Below are 13910 nucleotides of genomic sequence, written 5' to 3'. Positions count from 1 at the left end.
TGCATGACGGGATCACTGCAGGGACGAGTCGTGGCCATCACCGGTGGCGCGCGCGGAATCGGGCTCGCCACGGCGCGAGCCCTCGTCGACGGCGGCGCGAAGGTGGCCATCGGCGATGTGGACGCGCGGGCGCTGGACAGCGCAGCAGCGTCCGCGAACGTCCACGCACACACGACGCTCGACGTGACCGATCCAGCGTCGTTCGACGCCTTCCTCGATCTGGTCGAGCGTGAACTCGGACCCGTCGACGTGGTCGTCAACAATGCGGGCATCATGCCCGTCGGTGCGTTGACGGACGAAACCGATGTGGTCGCCCGGCGGATCATGGACGTCAACGTGCACGGCGTCATCACCGGGACGAAAGCCGCGCTGCGCCGGATGGCACCGAACAGGCGCGGACACGTCATCAACATCGCGTCGATGGCGGGGGAGACGGTGGCACCCGGTCTGGCGACCTACTGCGCGAGCAAGTCGGCAGTCATCGCGTTCACCGAAGCGGCTCGGTTGGAGTACCGGTCGTCGGGTGTCGAGTTCTCCCTCGTGCTTCCGTGGTTCGTGAACACCGAACTCGCGTCCGGGACACGCAGTGTGCCGTTCATGAAGAAGGCCGAGCCCGAGGACATCGCGCAGGCGGTGGTCCGATTGATCCAGCGTCCGCGGCCGAAGGTTCGCATTCCTGCCATGGCCGGCGCCATCGTCGTCAGTCAGCGGTTCATGCCGCGTCGACTCGGCGAATTCGTCAGTCGCAGTTTCGGATCGGAGCAGATCTTCCTGGCCGACGTCGATACCGAACGTCGTCGCGCGTACGAGGACAGGGCGCGTGGGCAGGTCGCGGTTCCGGATCCTCGCGCCTAGCGCTGCACGCTCGTCAGCACAGCCGCGACCAGGTCGTCGACGTACGCATCGTCATCGGTCGGAATCGATGCGTCGTGGGCGAACAGGACACGGCTGAGGACTGCGCCCGTGAGCATTTCGAGAAGCAGTGTGGTGCGAGTGCTCTCGGGCAGTTCGCCGCGGGCAACCGCTCGACGCACGATCTCCCGTGCTGCCGTGAACCGGCTGGTGCTGATGGTGGCGGTCAGCGCTTCGAGCAGATCGGGATAGACGCGCGCGTCCAGGGCGACACGGACCGCGATGAGACCCGAGGAGTCCCGGTAGCCCGTGAGGAGCTGCCGGGCCAACTCGGCCAGGTCGGTCGTCAGTGCGCCGGTGTCGATGGGATCGACCAGCGGCAGTACCGCTTCCAGGGCGCCGGTGAGCAGATCTTCCTTCGTGGGCCAGCGTCGGTAGATGGCGGCGCGTCCGACCCCGCCGGTCTTGGCGACGGCATCGATGGTGAACCCGGCCCACCCCGTCCGCCAGTACACGTCGACGACGGCGCCGTAGACCCGCGATTCCATGGACGGATCGCGGGGCCGCCCACGTCGGACCGATTCTCCGCTCGTCTCCATGACACCAGCTTATTACAGACAAATGGTGTCTGTAATAAGCTGTCTCCATGTCACACGCAACAGAGCGCATTCCGGTCGTCGTGGGCGTCGGCGACGTCGTATCCGGAAGCGCCGGCACGTCTGCCGACCCGGTCGAACCACTCGACCTGGTGCTCCGTGCAGTCGAGGCGGCGATCGCGGACACGGGCGTATCGACACTGACCGCGCATATCGATGCCATCCACGCCGTCCGGACGACGAGTTGGAACTACGAGGACCTGCCCGCGCTGGTCGCCGACCGTCTGGGTGTCGAGGCGTCGAGGCGGTCGACCAGTTCGATCGGTGGGCACCATCCTGCGCGCCTGATGGATCAGGTGGGCCACGACATAGCCGAGGGGCTGACCACTGCCGCGCTGGTGATCGGCAGTGAAACCCAGGCGTCGGTGCGCGCGTTGACCAAATCGGGTACGAACCCAGCGGACATCGGATGGCGCACCGCGCCGGGTGGCCCGCCGACCTTCAGTCCCGACGACCTCGGCAGCGCCGAGATGCAGCGCGCAGCGATTCTTGCGCCTGTTCAGATCTACCCCCTCTTCGACACTGCCCGAGCTCACCGACTCGGCGTTCGCCCGACCGAATCCCTGCGCGCGTCGGCAGAGTTGTACTCCCGCTTCTCGTCCGTCGCTGCTCAGCACCCGGTTGCCTGGAGCCCGGTCGAGCGCACCCCGGACAGCATCTCCACCGTCGACTCGACGAATCGCGCGGTGTCAGACTGCTATCCACTCGCCATGAACGCCATGCCGTTCGTGGATCAGGCAGCCGCCGTCCTGGTCTGCTCGTTGGCAGCGGCGCGCGATGCGGGCGTGCCGGACGATCGCATCGTCTACCTGTGGGGCGGTGCCGGTGCGTCGGACACCCCGGACCTACTCGCGCGCAGCACGTTCGATCACTCACCCGCACTCCGTGAGGCGGTGCGCACCACGTTGTCGGCGGCGGGCGTGACCGGTGCGGACCTGACCGTCGTCGACGCCTACAGTTGCTTCCCCGTCGTGCCGATGCTGTTGATCGACGAACTGGGACTGTCGCCCGACTCGACACCGACGGTGCTCGGCGGGCATTCGTTCTTCGGCGGTCCTCTCAGCAGCTATTCGCTGCACGCCGTCGCCGAGTCGACCAGGCTGCTGCGCACGGCACGCGGGAGTGGTTCTCCGGCAGTCGCGATGGTCCATGCCAACGGGGGTTATCTCACGCACCAGCACACGATCCTGTTGTCGACGGCGGCACACGAGGACGGGTACATCGGGAATCCCGACGCGGTCGCCCTGTCGACGGATCCGGTGTCCGTCGTGCACGGCTACGACGGATCGGCGGTCATCGAGACGGCCACCGTCATGTTCGGCCGCGACGGGGCGCCCGACCAGGCGCTGATCGTGGCCAGAACACCTGCGGGAGAACGCGTCGCGGGTCATGCCGGCGCCGATGTCGCAGCCGCTCTCCACGCCGCGACGACCGAGTCCGACACGTCCGTCGTCGGTCTCGAGATCGACGTGATCGACCACGACGGAACTTTGACCGTCACGATGAACCGAACCGACAAGGACGTACCGCTATGACCGATCAGGATGCCGTCCTCACCGAAGTGCGCGATCACGTTCTGCTGGTGACGATCAACCGCCCGAGAGCCGCGAACAGCGTGAACGCAGAGGTGCATACCCTTCTCGGGGAAGCGTGGGAACGAGCGGACGGGGACGACACCATCCGTGCCGTCGTACTGACGGCGACAGGGAATTCGACGTTCTGCGGAGGGGCTGACCTCAAGGCCCTCGGTACGCGTGGGCCCGACGGAGTCACGCCTCCCGAGACGGCGCACTGGGGCTTCGCCGGCATCACGAGGCACCCCATCTCGACGCCGGTCATCGTCGCAGTCACGGGGAACGCGCTCGGCGGCGGCACCGAGATCGCTCTGTCCGGAGATCTGGTGATCGCCTCCACCACAGCGCGATTCGGTTTACCCGAGGTGCATCGGGGGTTGATAGCCGGCGCGGGCGGGCTGTTCCGACTCGTCGACGCCATTCCGCGGGCGATCGCGATGGAGCTGATCCTCACCGGTGAGCCCATGACCGCGCAGGATGCGGCCCGATGGGGATTGGTGAATCACGTCGTGGAGCCGGAGCGCGTCCTCGACACCGCGCTGGAGCTGGCCGAGAAGATCAGTGCAGGAGCGCCTCTGGCCATCAAGGCCAGCAAGGTGATCGCGCGCGGCATCGAGGACGGCCGCATCGCGTCCGAATCAGCAGCGTGGGCGGAGACGGACCGGGCACTGGCGCGGCTCTCCACTTCGTCCGACACGGTCGAGGGGATCATGGCGTTCATGGAGAAACGCGCGCCCCGGTGGACGGGACTCTGACCCGCGCGCGCGGCGTACCGACAGCGATTGCGGTCGGCGTCCTGGCGGGCCTTCTCGCGGCGACACTGTTCGCGGTGATGCCGTCTCCGTGGGATGCGCTCGCGAACACGAGCGCACTCTGGGGGCTCGTTCCATTCGCGGTGGCGTCGCGAAGCGAAGGCGGACGTGGCGTGCTGCTCGGCGTCGCGTCGATGCTCGCACTCGTCGGGTCGTGGATAGTGCTGGCACCCAGCATCATCAGTGGGCGCGAGGTGCTGGTGTTCCTCGTCGTGGGGCTGGCTGCCGGGGCGGTGTGCGGTGCTGCCGGCGGTGCTCTGCGCGGTAGCCGTCGGGTCATCGGGACCACCGTCATGGCCGGGCTGGTACTCGGGGAAGCCGTGTACGGAGTCGGCGTGGTGGGAGGGCCTCAGTGGCTCGTGGAAGCCGCGATCGGCGTCGCCGTGGTTCTGCTCGCCTGCCGGACCACGACGGACCGAGCCCGCGCAGGGCTCGGTTCCGTCGCGGTCGCGCTGGGATCCTTCGGTCTCTACGCCCTGTACGACGCGATACTCGCCGCGTGAACGGTCAGGCCTTCCACTCGTCGGTGCGCTCGGGGGTGGCCTGTGCCAGTGCCTCGACAGCCGCATCGGTGCCGAAGTCCTTGCCGTACACCGGTGTTCCGGGCTGCTGACGCCAGGAGTCCGCAAGCGAGCCGGTATCGACGACGTCGAAGCCGATATCGTCGATGACCTCGGACACGAGCTTCTTGGCATCGGCGTCGTCCCCGGCGATAGGGAGTGCGATACGTCCGTCGGTTCCGGCCGGAACACCCTTGTTCAGGAGGTGCTTCCACCAGATGCCGTTGAACGCCTTGACTACCGGCTCGCCGAGCACCTCCGAGACCCACACACTTTCCGGCGTTCCCGATTCGATCGCGTCGATCTTTCCGTCACGCTGCTGCGGGTAGTAGTTGTTGGTCTCGATGACCGGCGCTCCGGGCTTGCGCGCGGACAGGATGCCCGACGCCAGGTCGGGAGTGTTCTTCTGCGGGATGCTGACGATGACCAGGTCGGCGTCGGTCGCGGCGTCCTTGGCCCAGACGGCGGTAGCTCCCGTCTCGGATGCCAGATCGGCGAGGGTCTCGGGATCGCGCGAGTTGGACACGGCGACCTCGTGGCCGACAGCGCGCAGCCGCCGCGTCAGGGTGCCGCCGATGTCTCCTGCTCCGATGATGCCGATCTTCACGTCATTCTCCTTCGGTCGTACGACGAGCGTCTCGCTCGGCCAACCCCGTCGAATCCCGGATCATTCCCCCCGATGTGTCAGGGTGCGCCGAAACTCGCCTCGCCCAGCACTTTCTGTCCGTCGGCGCCGACCACGAAGTCCACGAAATCGCTCGCGAGGTCCGGTGTGCGAGAGTCGGTCAACGTGGAGATCGGGTAGGTGTTGACAGCGCCGGACGATTCCGGGAAGACCACCGTGTCGACGGCATCTCCGGCGCCGGAGGCGTCCGTGACGTAGACGAGTCCGGCGTCGGCCTGCCCGGACGTGACCTTGCCCAGCACGTCCGTCACCGACGACTCCTCGCTGACCGGCGTAAGAGTCACCCCGGTGGCGCCCTCGAGTTTCTCGGTGGCGGCTCCGCACGGCACCTGCGGTGCGCACACGACGGTGTCTGTACCGGGTCTCGCCAGATCGGCGAACGATGTGATGCCCGCCGGATTGCCGGGAGGAGTGACGATGGTGAGGGTGTTCGTCGCGAAGGTCACCGGGTTCCCGTCGATCAGATCCGCGTCGACTGCCCGCTGCATGGTGGCGGCGTCGGCCGAGGCGAACACGTCGCCGCGGGCACCTTGCGTGAGTTGGGACAGCAGGTCCGACGAGCCCGCGAAGGTGAACGTGACGGTGGTGCCCGGATGCGACTGCTCGAACTGCGTCCCCAACTCGGTGAACGTGGTCTTCAGCGACGCGGCGGCGAACACCGTGACGGTGTCTCCGGCGTCGGGAGACGAGCATGCCGACATCGCCACGACCAACGCCGCCGCTCCGCAGACGAGCACGGATGTTCTGGGCATGATGCGCTCCTTCTGACCGCAGGTGCGGTTCGGAAGCGACGATATAGCAGCGACTGCGGATGCGGCGGTCAGGCGTCGTCGAACGCGGTGACGATCAGGTGCTGTGTTCGGCGGCCCAGCGGAATCTCGGCGTCCGGACGGTGACGGGGAGCGGCGTCGGCGCCGAACAACGCGACGATGCTCTCGGTGGGAACGGACGTTCCCGTGTCGTCGAGGAAACGCAGTGCGACGACGGCCGTCGCGTGCACCCGTCCGTCGACGTCGAAGATCTGCTCCAGGTACGCGTTCTTCGCATCCACGCCGAGAAATCGCGTCGACACGGAGAACTTGGTCCACAGAGTCAGGGAGCGCACGTACGTGATGGTCTGCGACGCAACGACTGGATGCCACCCTTTGCCTCGCAGCGTCCGCCACAATCCGCCGCGGACGAACATGTCCACTCGGCCGGCATCGAGTATCGACAGGTAGCGGCCGTTGTTCATGTGCATCAACACGTCCAGGTCGGACGGCGCGACTCGGAACCAGGTGCGGGTGGGTTCGACGCGCACGGGACCGTGTCCGGTGCGCCACGGCGCCATCTGTCGAAGAAGGCGGAGCGACATCAGCATGGCGTCACTATGACGGTTCCGTCGCCTCGCGCAGTCGTCAGGGTTCGGCCGGCATCGACGTGAGGTGCGCGAGGAGCGGTGCGGCGCGGGAGAGCAGGGCTGCGTCGTCCGGAGACATGGCGGCGAGTCGGCGTCCGATCGCGTCGATCCACACGTCGTCGATCATCTCGCCGTGCCGCCGTGCTGTAGCGGTGGAATGCAGCCGACTCGACCGTCTGTCACCGGGATCAGTGTCCCGCGCGAGCAGTCCCTTGTCGATCAGACGTCGCACCGTCGTGCTGACGTTGCTGCTGTGCAAGCCCAGCATGCGGGCGACGTCCGAGACGGTGGTCCCCTCATGGCCCACCACCACCCGCAGAACTTCGAGTTCGGAATGAGGGAGAGCGGGCAGGCCGGATTGACGCTCACCGAAACGTCGGAGCGACCAGACGAGGGCGCGAACCTCGCGAGCGATGTCGATCACATCGGACTCGCTCACTGGACTTCCGGGCTCCATGGCTGCCATTCTACTCATGTGAGTATGTATAAAGTTATATCCAATACGGAGGCCATCCGATGAGCGTCGACACCCGGTCCGACGACACCGTCGACTCCACCGCGGCACGGCCCGTCTCGTCCGGCGTGATCGCGATGCTGGCACTTCTGGCAGCCGTCGCTCCGCTGTCCATCGACATGTACCTCCCGGCGTTCCCCCGCATGGCGGAGGAGTTCGGTGTCAGCGCCTCGGCCATCCAGCTGACTCTCACCACCTTCCTGGTGGGACTGGCCGTCGGCAACCTGGTGATCGGGCCGTTGTCCGACCGCTTCGGCAGGCGGCCCCTGCTGATGATCGGCACCTTCGTCTCGATCATCGCCACGATTCTGTGCGCGTGGTCCCCGACGGTGGAGCTGCTCACCGTGTTCCGGTTCGTGCAGGGCTTCACCGGTGCCGCCGGCGTCGTTCTCTCCCGCGCCGTCATCAGTGACCGTGCACGCGGCGCGGCGGCAGCGAAGCTGTTCAGCCTGCTCGTCCTGGTGAACGGCGTCGCTCCCGTCATCGCTCCGCTGCTCGGCGGTGCCGTCATCGGCCTGACCGGGTGGCGCGGCGTGTTCTGGGTTCTCGCCGCGGTGTCCGTCCTCATGTTCGTCGGTGTGCTCGCCCTGCTGCCGGAGAGTCACCCGGCGGAACTCCGCAGCACCGGCGGCGTGTCCGCCATGATGCGGGATGCTCGAGAGGTGTTGTCCAACAGGCGTTTCCTCGGCTTCGCCGGTGCGTTCGCCTTCGGATTCGGCGTCATGTTCGCGTACATCTCGGCGTCGCCGTTCGTACTCCAGGAAGTCCACGGCTTGTCGACGACGTGGTACTCCATCGCCTTCACCGCGAACGCTCTCGGCATCGTGGTGACCAGCGGAGCCAACGCGAAACTCGTCGATCGAGTACGTCCGGAGACGCTGCTGCGAGTCGGCCTCGTCGCCATGGTGACGTTCTCCGCGCTCCTGGTCGTCGACGCCGTCGTCGGGCCCTATCTGTGGGCGACGCTCGTCCTGCTGTGGTTCGCGGTGGCCAGCCTCGGTTTCATCATCGCCAACGCCACCACGCTCGCCCTCGGCGAAGCCCGTCGGGCCGCCGGAACCGGCTCCGCTGTCATGGGGGCGGCGCAGTTCGGGCTCGCCGCGGTCATCTCGCCGCTGGTGGGCCTCGGGGGCGAGGACACTGCGGTGCCCATGGCCGTCGCGATGCTGGTCAGTGCAGTCGTCGGGCTCGGCGCGGTGCTGGTCGGCACTCGTACGGTCACACCGGCACAGTGACGACGAAGGCGGTGCCGTCGTACACGACGTCACCGCCGTGCGCCCGCGCGAACGTGCGCGCGATCGTCAGTCCGAGCCCCGATCCTTCGGTGGAACGGGCGTCGTCGAGTCGGACCATCCTGTCGAAGATGCGGTCGGCCTCGTGCTCGGCGATGCCCCGTCCCTGATCCTGCACCGTCACGATCGCGGTGTCGGCCGACCTGGTGACGGTGAGGGTGACCGTCCCCTCGGGTGGTCCGTAGCGGAGGGCATTGTCGGTGAGGTTGGCCAGGATTCGAGCGAACCGTGCACCGTCGACACGCGCCACGACACTCTCGCCGTCGACCACCACGGTCGCGTCGGGAGCGATCACTCGCACGCGGTCCGCATCCGCCCGAACCAATGCGAGAAGATCCTGAGGCCGACGGTCCAGGTCGACGTCGTCGTCGGTGCGTGCCGACATCAGAAGGTCGTCGATCAGCCGGGACGCGCGTCGCGACTCCCGAATCATCGACGCCAACAGTCTTTCTCGCACATCGCGATCCGTGTCGACGCCGCCACGTAGGAGAGTCTCGGCTGCGGCCGAGATGCCCGCCACCGGTGTCCTCAGATCGTGCGCCGCATCGTCGACGAACTGCCGCGTGCGATCCGCCGCAGCACGTTCCCGCGCCTCGGCGCCTTCGAGCTCGTCGAGCATTTCATCGAAAGCCGTTGCGGTCTCGCCGAGTTCGGTGTCGGAACGAGTCGGAGCGAGTCGATCGCCTCGGTTACCTCTGGTGATGGACCGGGCCAGCGACGTCATGCTGCGCAGCGGCCGCAGCGACGCACCCACAACCACCGCCATGAGCAGAGCCGCGACCGCGGTCGCGACGAGAACCAGGGGAATCAGCACGATCAGCAACTGACGCTGCACGGCGTCGATCGACGACGTGTCGACCGCAACGGTCAACACCGATCCGTCTGTCAGCGTCGTCGTCGAGACTCGCGTCGGCCTCGTCTCTTCCGGGCCAGGTGGGGGACCCGGCGGCGGGCCGCCCCCCGGGGTCGCCGGCGGGCGCAGTGCGGGCGGCGGTGTCGTCGCTCGGAGCGCGAGGTCGCCGACGATGCGACCGTCCGTCGTCACCAGTTGCGCCGCCACGTTCTCTCCCTGTGTCGCGGAGACGATCTCGGTGGGATCGGCACCGTTGTCCAGCAGCTGTTGAGCGGTGGCGGTGCGGCCGGCGAGGCTGTCCCCCGCGGACGCCTCGAGTTGCCGTTGCAGCAGAAATGTCGTGGCGACCACGATGCCGACCAGTAGAACGAGCACCACCGACATCACGGACAGAAGCAATCGCAGTCGTAGCGATCCGGTGCGCAGACCGCGCCGGGGTGAGGTCGTCATGTCGCCGGGCTCACGGTGTCGGCGGCCAACACGTAGCCGATGCCGCGACGGGTGTGCAGGATGCGCGGGCCGAACTCCTCGAGCTTGCGCCGCAGCGCGCTGATGTGGACCTCGACGAGGTTCTCGTCGTACGCGTCGTAGCCCCACACCTGTGTCAGGATCTGGGTCTTGGATACCGTCCTACCTCGTTGAGCAGCGAGGTAGGACAACAACTTCCACTCCGTCGCGGTCAGATTCAGGTGGTGACCCGAGCGTGTCGCGTCGCCGGATTCGGTGTCCACCGACACGTCTCCGCACTCGATCGACGTGGCGACCGCGCCGTGTCGACGGAGCACGGCGGTGACGCGGGCGAGGAGTTCCGCCATCGCGAACGGCTTCACCAGATAGTCGTCCGCGCCGGCGGTCAGACCAGCGACACGATCGGAGATCGAGTCCCGTGCGGTCAACATCAACACCGCAGCATCGCCGGACCGCCGCACGACGCGCAGCAGCTCGAGCCCGTCGCGACCCGGAAGCATGATGTCCAGAACGACGAGATGCGGACGGTGATCCGTCAGCGCACGTTCGAGTGTCGACCCGTCCGGCGCGGAACGGACATCGGCGCCCATGTCCGCGATGGCCGTGGACACGGACAGCCGCAACGTCTCGTTGTCCTCGACCACGAGAATTCGGGGGGTCAGTGCCGGTCGCCGTTCGCTCACGACACCACTATGCGGGTCCGCGCCTGAAGACTTGCTGAAGACGAGCCTGCGAACCGCGCGACTTCAGGAAGGCTTCAGGTCCACGCCCGACTGTCGACATCACGAGCGGCGCCACCCCGGTGCCGACGACAGAGGGGACGAAGATGTCGACACGAAAGATGCGCGTAAGGACCGGCCGACTGGTTGCCGGAGCTGTACTGGCCGGAGGGCTCCTGCTCGGAGCCGTGGGCACCGCCTCCGCGGACGGTCCCGGTGAAGCGCCGCCGGTGTCGGAAAGTGCTACACCCGACGCCCCTGCACCCGACGCTGCCCCGGACGCCACCTGCGATCCCGCGGCTGCTCCCACTCCGCCTGCTGATGCGCCTGCGCCGCCCAAGGGTGCGCCGACTCCGCCTGCTGATGCTCCGGCCCCGCCCGCTGATGCGCCGGCCCCGCCCGCTGATGCGCCGACTCCGCCTGCGGATGCTCCGGCCCCGCCCGCTGATGCTCCGGCCCCGCCCGCTGATGCGCCGGCCCCGCCCGCTGATGCGCCGGCCCCGCCCGCTGATGCGCCGACACCGCCCGCTGATGCGCCGACACCGCCCGAGGGCGCGCCGACTCCGCCTGCACCCGGATGCGGTCCTGAGGGTGGCCCGGCCGGCCATGGTCCCGCAGGCCCCGGTCCCGCGGGTCACGGTCCTGCAGGTCACGGCCCCGAAGGCGCCGGTCCGGCAGGCAAGGCACCTGAGGGCGCTCCGGCAACGGCGGAATGCGCACCCCCGACGCCCTGATCGCCGGAACTGCGGTGGGTGTGCACACCGTTTCGAGCGAGTCACACCCTTTGCAGCTGGCCGTAGGGGGTGTGCGCTCGAGGGTGGGGGTGTGTGCACCTGAGGCGCTCGGCCTTGGATGGACTGCGCGCGGACCTGCGCTGTTCACGGGCTGAGTGTGCACACCCCTTCCAGCGCGCCACACCCTTTGCAGCTGACCGTAGGGGGTGTGCGCTTCAGTGTGGGGGGTGTGCACACCCATTGCAGCACGGGAGGACGTCGGCAAGCTCCGGCCTCCTCGCTGCTCACGGGTGGCGTGTGCACACCCCTTCCAGCGCTCCGCACCCTCTGCAGCAGGCCGTAGAGGGTGTGCGCTTTGGGGTGGGGGTGTGTGCACCCACTCCAGCACCCGCACGCAATCGCGCTGCTCACGGGCGGTACGTGCACACCCCTTCCAGCGCGTCACACCCTCTGCAGCCGGCCGTAAAGGGTGTGCGCTTCGTGGTGGGGGTGTGCACACCCCCTCCCGCACACCCGAATAGTGAGCCATCGAACAGTAAGCACTCTAACTATCAGCGTAGAGTGGACCTCGTGACCACCACCGACCCGCTCGCGCTCGACCGCCAGGTGTGTTTCGCCCTGGCTGTCACCAATCGAGCGGTGCTGTCCGTCTACCGGCCGCTCCTCGAGCCGCTCGGGCTGACGCACCCTCAGTACCTCGTCATGCTCGCGTTGTGGGAGCGGGCGCCGATGTCGGCGGGGGAGATCGCGTCGGCTCTGCAACTCGAGCCTGCCTCGCTGACGCCGCTGTTGAAGCGGCTCGATGCGGACGGTCTGCTCACTCGCCGCCGGAGCGACGCCGACGAGCGTCGGTTGGTGATCGCCCTGACCGACAAGGGAACGGCTCTGCGACGTTCAGCGGAGTCGATACCGGGAAAGGTCATAGAGGCACTCGGGGCAGACGTGTCCGAACTGGAACGGTTGCACGAGGTGCTGAGCAGCATCAACACCGCCGCGATTGCAGCCGGCGCGTTGTCGACAGCCAAGGGAGGCGCACGATGAGTCGGACTCGACCCGGGCCGTTGCAGTGGATCGGCTACTCGTTCGGACGCACTCTGCCGCCGACTATGCAGGCCTGGGTGCGCAACGATCTGATCGGCGACAGGGCGGTGCCGCGGCATCTCCTGCGCAGCATGATCCCCTTCCTTCCCATCTTCGTCGCCTTCCTGCTGTTCCCGGGTGAGCTGTGGCTACGCGGGGCGATGATCCTGCTCGCGGTGCTGCTGGCGCTCTTCTACGCCGCGGCGTACATGGAGCCCAACAGGCGCCGCCGCCTGGCCGCGCACGGGCTGTCACCCGATCTGCAGAACCCGAAGAAGGTGGCGCGCGAGGAAGCCGAACGCCGGGCGTACGAACGGTGGCACCCCGGCCGCTAGCTAGGCTGCATCTCGTGCGCCTGTGGCCCCGAAGTCTCCGAGAGGGGTCCGACCCCGATCCGCGATTCACCCTCGCCAACGAGCGCACGTACCTGGCGTGGGTCAGAACGTCGCTTGGCCTCGTTGCCACCGCTGCAGCGCTGGAAGCCTTCGGCGGGGATCTCCTTTCTCCGACCCTGCGGAGAGTTCTGGTGCTCGGGCTTCTGGGCGTGGCCGCGCTGCTGGTGATCGGCGCATTCGGACGCTGGATCCGTATCGAATCCGCGATGCGTCGCGGTGAGTCACTTCCCCTCCCGGCCGCGGCTGCCGTGTTGGCGGGTGGACTGGTGGTCGCCACCGTGGCCTTCGCCGTCGGGCTGAGGATGTGACGGCGCCCGGTCTCGCCGCCGAGCGCACCACTCTGGCTCGCGTCCGGACGGCACTGTCGGTCACCATGACCGCGTTGATCGTCTCTCGCGCGGTCCGTGACGATGCCGTTCTCGTCGTCGTCGCCTTGGCGTGTGCCGCAGCATCACTCGCTGTCGTCGTGTGGCCGCGCGCCGCGCACCGAGTGCCTCTCGTCGCGCCCTGCGCAGTGACTGTCGTGCTCGCCGCAGTCGTGGCTGCATCGGTTCTGCGTGGGTGAGTCGCGTCCCTGCGGGTATACGCGACCGGTGAAAGAACTGTCGCCATGCTGACGGCCGCGCTCTTCGGAATCGGCACCGCTCTGCCGCTGGTCGTGGGCGCTGCCATCGGCCTTCGCTGGACGCTCCCGAAACGAGTGTTGGCTGCGCTCATGGCATTCGGTGCCGGAACCATGATCGCCGCGGTGTCGTCCGAACTGTTCGAACCGGCGTTCCGGCAGGCGGGGATCGTCGTCGCGGGAATTGCTCTCTTCCTCGGCGCCGGCGTCTACGTGGTGGCGAACCACCTGATCGAGAACAAGCTGGGTCCTGCCGCGATCGGGTGGGCGCTGATGCTCGGAACGATTCTCGACGGCGTACCGGAGAACACCGCGCTGGGTGTGTCGCTGACGGGCGGAGGCGGACTGGTTCTGCTGGTGGCCGTCGCGGTAGGCAACGTGCCCGAGGCGGTCGGCGGCGCCTCCCTCATGCGTGACCGACACAATTTCTCGGCGGCCCGGGCGATGGCGTTGTGGACTGCGACGGCGGTGGTCCTGGTCGCTGTGACCGTCCTCGGATACGGCGTGTCCGACGCTATTCCGGATGTCGGGATCTCGACGGTGCAGGCCTTCGCCGGCGGCGCGACGCTGGCAGTGCTCGCGGACTCACTGATGCCGGAGGCCTACAAGGACGGCGGGTGGTGGGTCGGCATGTCGACGGCACTGGGCTTCCTCGTCGCCTTCGCCCTCGGCGGATGAGTGTGACCGGCATCACC

17 protein-coding genes are annotated in these 13910 nt (G+C 67.8%); 10 read left to right on the top strand and 7 right to left on the bottom strand.

Annotated elements, in window-relative coordinates:
- Positions 1-3: 3 nt before the first annotated feature.
- Positions 4-855: an SDR family oxidoreductase gene (locus ASG64_RS09130; protein WP_056072246.1), complete on the top strand. Its 852-nt coding sequence runs from the start codon at positions 4-6 to the stop codon at positions 853-855.
- Here the strand turns inward: ASG64_RS09130 and ASG64_RS09125 are convergent.
- Positions 852-1451, bottom strand: coding sequence for a TetR/AcrR family transcriptional regulator (locus ASG64_RS09125; protein WP_056072243.1), 600 nt, complete (start codon positions 1449-1451; stop codon positions 852-854). The genes ASG64_RS09130 and ASG64_RS09125 overlap by 4 nt on opposite strands.
- Positions 1452-1498: 47 nt before the next feature.
- Between ASG64_RS09125 and ASG64_RS09120 the strand changes: the two genes are divergently transcribed.
- From ASG64_RS09120 to ASG64_RS09110, 3 genes are read left to right on the top strand one after another with little or no spacing between them, the layout of a single operon-like run.
- Positions 1499-3043 carry a hypothetical protein gene (locus tag ASG64_RS09120; protein WP_056072240.1) on the top strand — a complete coding sequence of 515 codons (1545 nt, stop codon included), beginning with the start codon at positions 1499-1501 and terminating at the stop codon, positions 3041-3043.
- Positions 3040-3837, top strand: a complete 798-nt coding sequence (locus ASG64_RS09115; RefSeq protein WP_056072237.1) for an enoyl-CoA hydratase-related protein — start codon at positions 3040-3042, stop codon at positions 3835-3837. The genes ASG64_RS09120 and ASG64_RS09115 overlap by 4 nt, the downstream gene beginning before the upstream one ends.
- Positions 3822-4397, top strand: a complete 576-nt coding sequence (locus tag ASG64_RS09110) for a DUF6518 family protein (protein ID WP_056072234.1) — start codon at positions 3822-3824, stop codon at positions 4395-4397. The genes ASG64_RS09115 and ASG64_RS09110 overlap by 16 nt, the downstream gene beginning before the upstream one ends.
- 4 nt (positions 4398-4401) lie before the next feature.
- On the opposite strand, the gene ASG64_RS09105 is transcribed toward ASG64_RS09110, so the two are convergent.
- The 4 genes from ASG64_RS09105 to ASG64_RS09090 form a co-directional block, all read right to left on the bottom strand.
- A complete protein-coding gene (locus ASG64_RS09105; RefSeq protein WP_056072231.1) occupies positions 4402-5061 on the bottom strand; it encodes an NADPH-dependent F420 reductase in 660 nt (219 codons plus the stop codon).
- Positions 5062-5138: 77 nt separating this feature from the next.
- Positions 5139-5891 carry a molybdate ABC transporter substrate-binding protein gene (gene modA, locus ASG64_RS09100; RefSeq protein ID WP_082518247.1) on the bottom strand — a complete coding sequence of 251 codons (753 nt, stop codon included), beginning with the start codon at positions 5889-5891 and terminating at the stop codon, positions 5139-5141.
- Positions 5892-5959: 68 nt separating this feature from the next.
- A complete protein-coding gene (locus ASG64_RS09095) occupies positions 5960-6499 on the bottom strand; it encodes a thioesterase family protein (RefSeq protein ID WP_056072229.1) in 540 nt (179 codons plus the stop codon).
- A gap of 37 nt (positions 6500-6536) precedes the next feature.
- Entirely contained in the window at positions 6537-7013 is a 477-nt protein-coding gene (locus ASG64_RS09090) for a MarR family winged helix-turn-helix transcriptional regulator (RefSeq protein WP_082518245.1), read from the bottom strand.
- A gap of 41 nt (positions 7014-7054) precedes the next feature.
- On the opposite strand from ASG64_RS09090, the gene ASG64_RS09085 reads away from it, so the two are divergent.
- Positions 7055-8287, top strand: coding sequence for a multidrug effflux MFS transporter (locus ASG64_RS09085; protein WP_082518243.1), 1233 nt, complete (start codon positions 7055-7057; stop codon positions 8285-8287).
- Here the strand turns inward: ASG64_RS09085 and ASG64_RS09080 are convergent.
- Both ASG64_RS09080 and ASG64_RS09075 read right to left on the bottom strand, forming a co-directional pair.
- Complete coding sequence (locus ASG64_RS09080; protein ID WP_056072227.1) at positions 8271-9647, bottom strand: sensor histidine kinase; 1377 nt, start codon at positions 9645-9647, stop codon at positions 8271-8273. The genes ASG64_RS09085 and ASG64_RS09080 overlap by 17 nt on opposite strands.
- Positions 9644-10348, bottom strand: coding sequence for a response regulator transcription factor (locus tag ASG64_RS09075; RefSeq protein ID WP_235579529.1), 705 nt, complete (start codon positions 10346-10348; stop codon positions 9644-9646). Before ASG64_RS09075 ends, ASG64_RS09080 begins: the two co-directional genes overlap by 4 nt.
- Before the next feature lie 1340 nt (positions 10349-11688).
- Between ASG64_RS09075 and ASG64_RS09065 the strand changes: the two genes are divergently transcribed.
- From ASG64_RS09065 to ASG64_RS09045, 5 genes are read left to right on the top strand one after another with little or no spacing between them, the layout of a single operon-like run.
- Positions 11689-12159 (top strand): MarR family winged helix-turn-helix transcriptional regulator, encoded by a 471-nt coding sequence (locus ASG64_RS09065; RefSeq protein ID WP_082518363.1) that lies wholly within the window; start codon positions 11689-11691, stop codon positions 12157-12159.
- Positions 12156-12533 carry a DUF5313 family protein gene (locus ASG64_RS09060; RefSeq protein WP_056072218.1) on the top strand — a complete coding sequence of 126 codons (378 nt, stop codon included), beginning with the start codon at positions 12156-12158 and terminating at the stop codon, positions 12531-12533. The genes ASG64_RS09065 and ASG64_RS09060 overlap by 4 nt, the downstream gene beginning before the upstream one ends.
- Before the next feature lie 14 nt (positions 12534-12547).
- The gene (locus ASG64_RS09055) at positions 12548-12901 is read left to right on the top strand and encodes a YidH family protein (protein ID WP_082518241.1); all 354 of its coding nucleotides are present in this window, start codon (positions 12548-12550) and stop codon (positions 12899-12901) included.
- A complete protein-coding gene (locus ASG64_RS09050) occupies positions 12898-13158 on the top strand; it encodes a hypothetical protein (RefSeq protein WP_056072214.1) in 261 nt (86 codons plus the stop codon). Before ASG64_RS09055 ends, ASG64_RS09050 begins: the two co-directional genes overlap by 4 nt.
- Before the next feature lie 45 nt (positions 13159-13203).
- Positions 13204-13893, top strand: a complete 690-nt coding sequence (locus ASG64_RS09045) for a ZIP family metal transporter (protein WP_056072211.1) — start codon at positions 13204-13206, stop codon at positions 13891-13893.
- The last annotated feature ends 17 nt before the right edge of the window (positions 13894-13910 follow it).

Origin of the sequence: Rhodococcus sp. Leaf247, assembly GCF_001426185.1 — a bacterium.
Taxonomy (GTDB): Bacteria; Actinomycetota; Actinomycetes; order Mycobacteriales; family Mycobacteriaceae; genus Rhodococcoides.
The sequence above is the reverse complement of the archived record's forward strand: the minus strand, read 5'-3'. Positions and strand labels throughout refer to the sequence as shown.

Bases quoted from the DNA above. Each gene is read 5' to 3' on its own strand.
- ASG64_RS09060 (WP_056072218.1), top strand. From the start codon at position 12,156: ATGAGTCGGACTCGACCCGGGCCGTTGCAGTGGATCGGCTACTCGTTC.
- ASG64_RS09120 (WP_056072240.1), top strand. From the start codon at position 1,499: ATGTCACACGCAACAGAGCGCATTCCGGTCGTCGTGGGCGTCGGCGAC.
- ASG64_RS09130 (WP_056072246.1), top strand. From the start codon at position 4: ATGACGGGATCACTGCAGGGACGAGTCGTGGCCATCACCGGTGGCGCG.
- ASG64_RS09125 (WP_056072243.1), bottom strand. From the start codon at position 1,451: ATGGAGACGAGCGGAGAATCGGTCCGACGTGGGCGGCCCCGCGATCCG.
- ASG64_RS09090 (WP_082518245.1), bottom strand. From the start codon at position 7,013: ATGAGTAGAATGGCAGCCATGGAGCCCGGAAGTCCAGTGAGCGAGTCC.
- ASG64_RS09085 (WP_082518243.1), top strand. From the start codon at position 7,055: ATGAGCGTCGACACCCGGTCCGACGACACCGTCGACTCCACCGCGGCA.
- ASG64_RS09115 (WP_056072237.1), top strand. From the start codon at position 3,040: ATGACCGATCAGGATGCCGTCCTCACCGAAGTGCGCGATCACGTTCTG.
- ASG64_RS09045 (WP_056072211.1), top strand. From the start codon at position 13,204: ATGCTGACGGCCGCGCTCTTCGGAATCGGCACCGCTCTGCCGCTGGTC.
- modA (WP_082518247.1), bottom strand. From the start codon at position 5,891: ATGCCCAGAACATCCGTGCTCGTCTGCGGAGCGGCGGCGTTGGTCGTG.
- ASG64_RS09095 (WP_056072229.1), bottom strand. From the start codon at position 6,499: ATGCTGATGTCGCTCCGCCTTCTTCGACAGATGGCGCCGTGGCGCACC.
- ASG64_RS09080 (WP_056072227.1), bottom strand. From the start codon at position 9,647: ATGACGACCTCACCCCGGCGCGGTCTGCGCACCGGATCGCTACGACTG.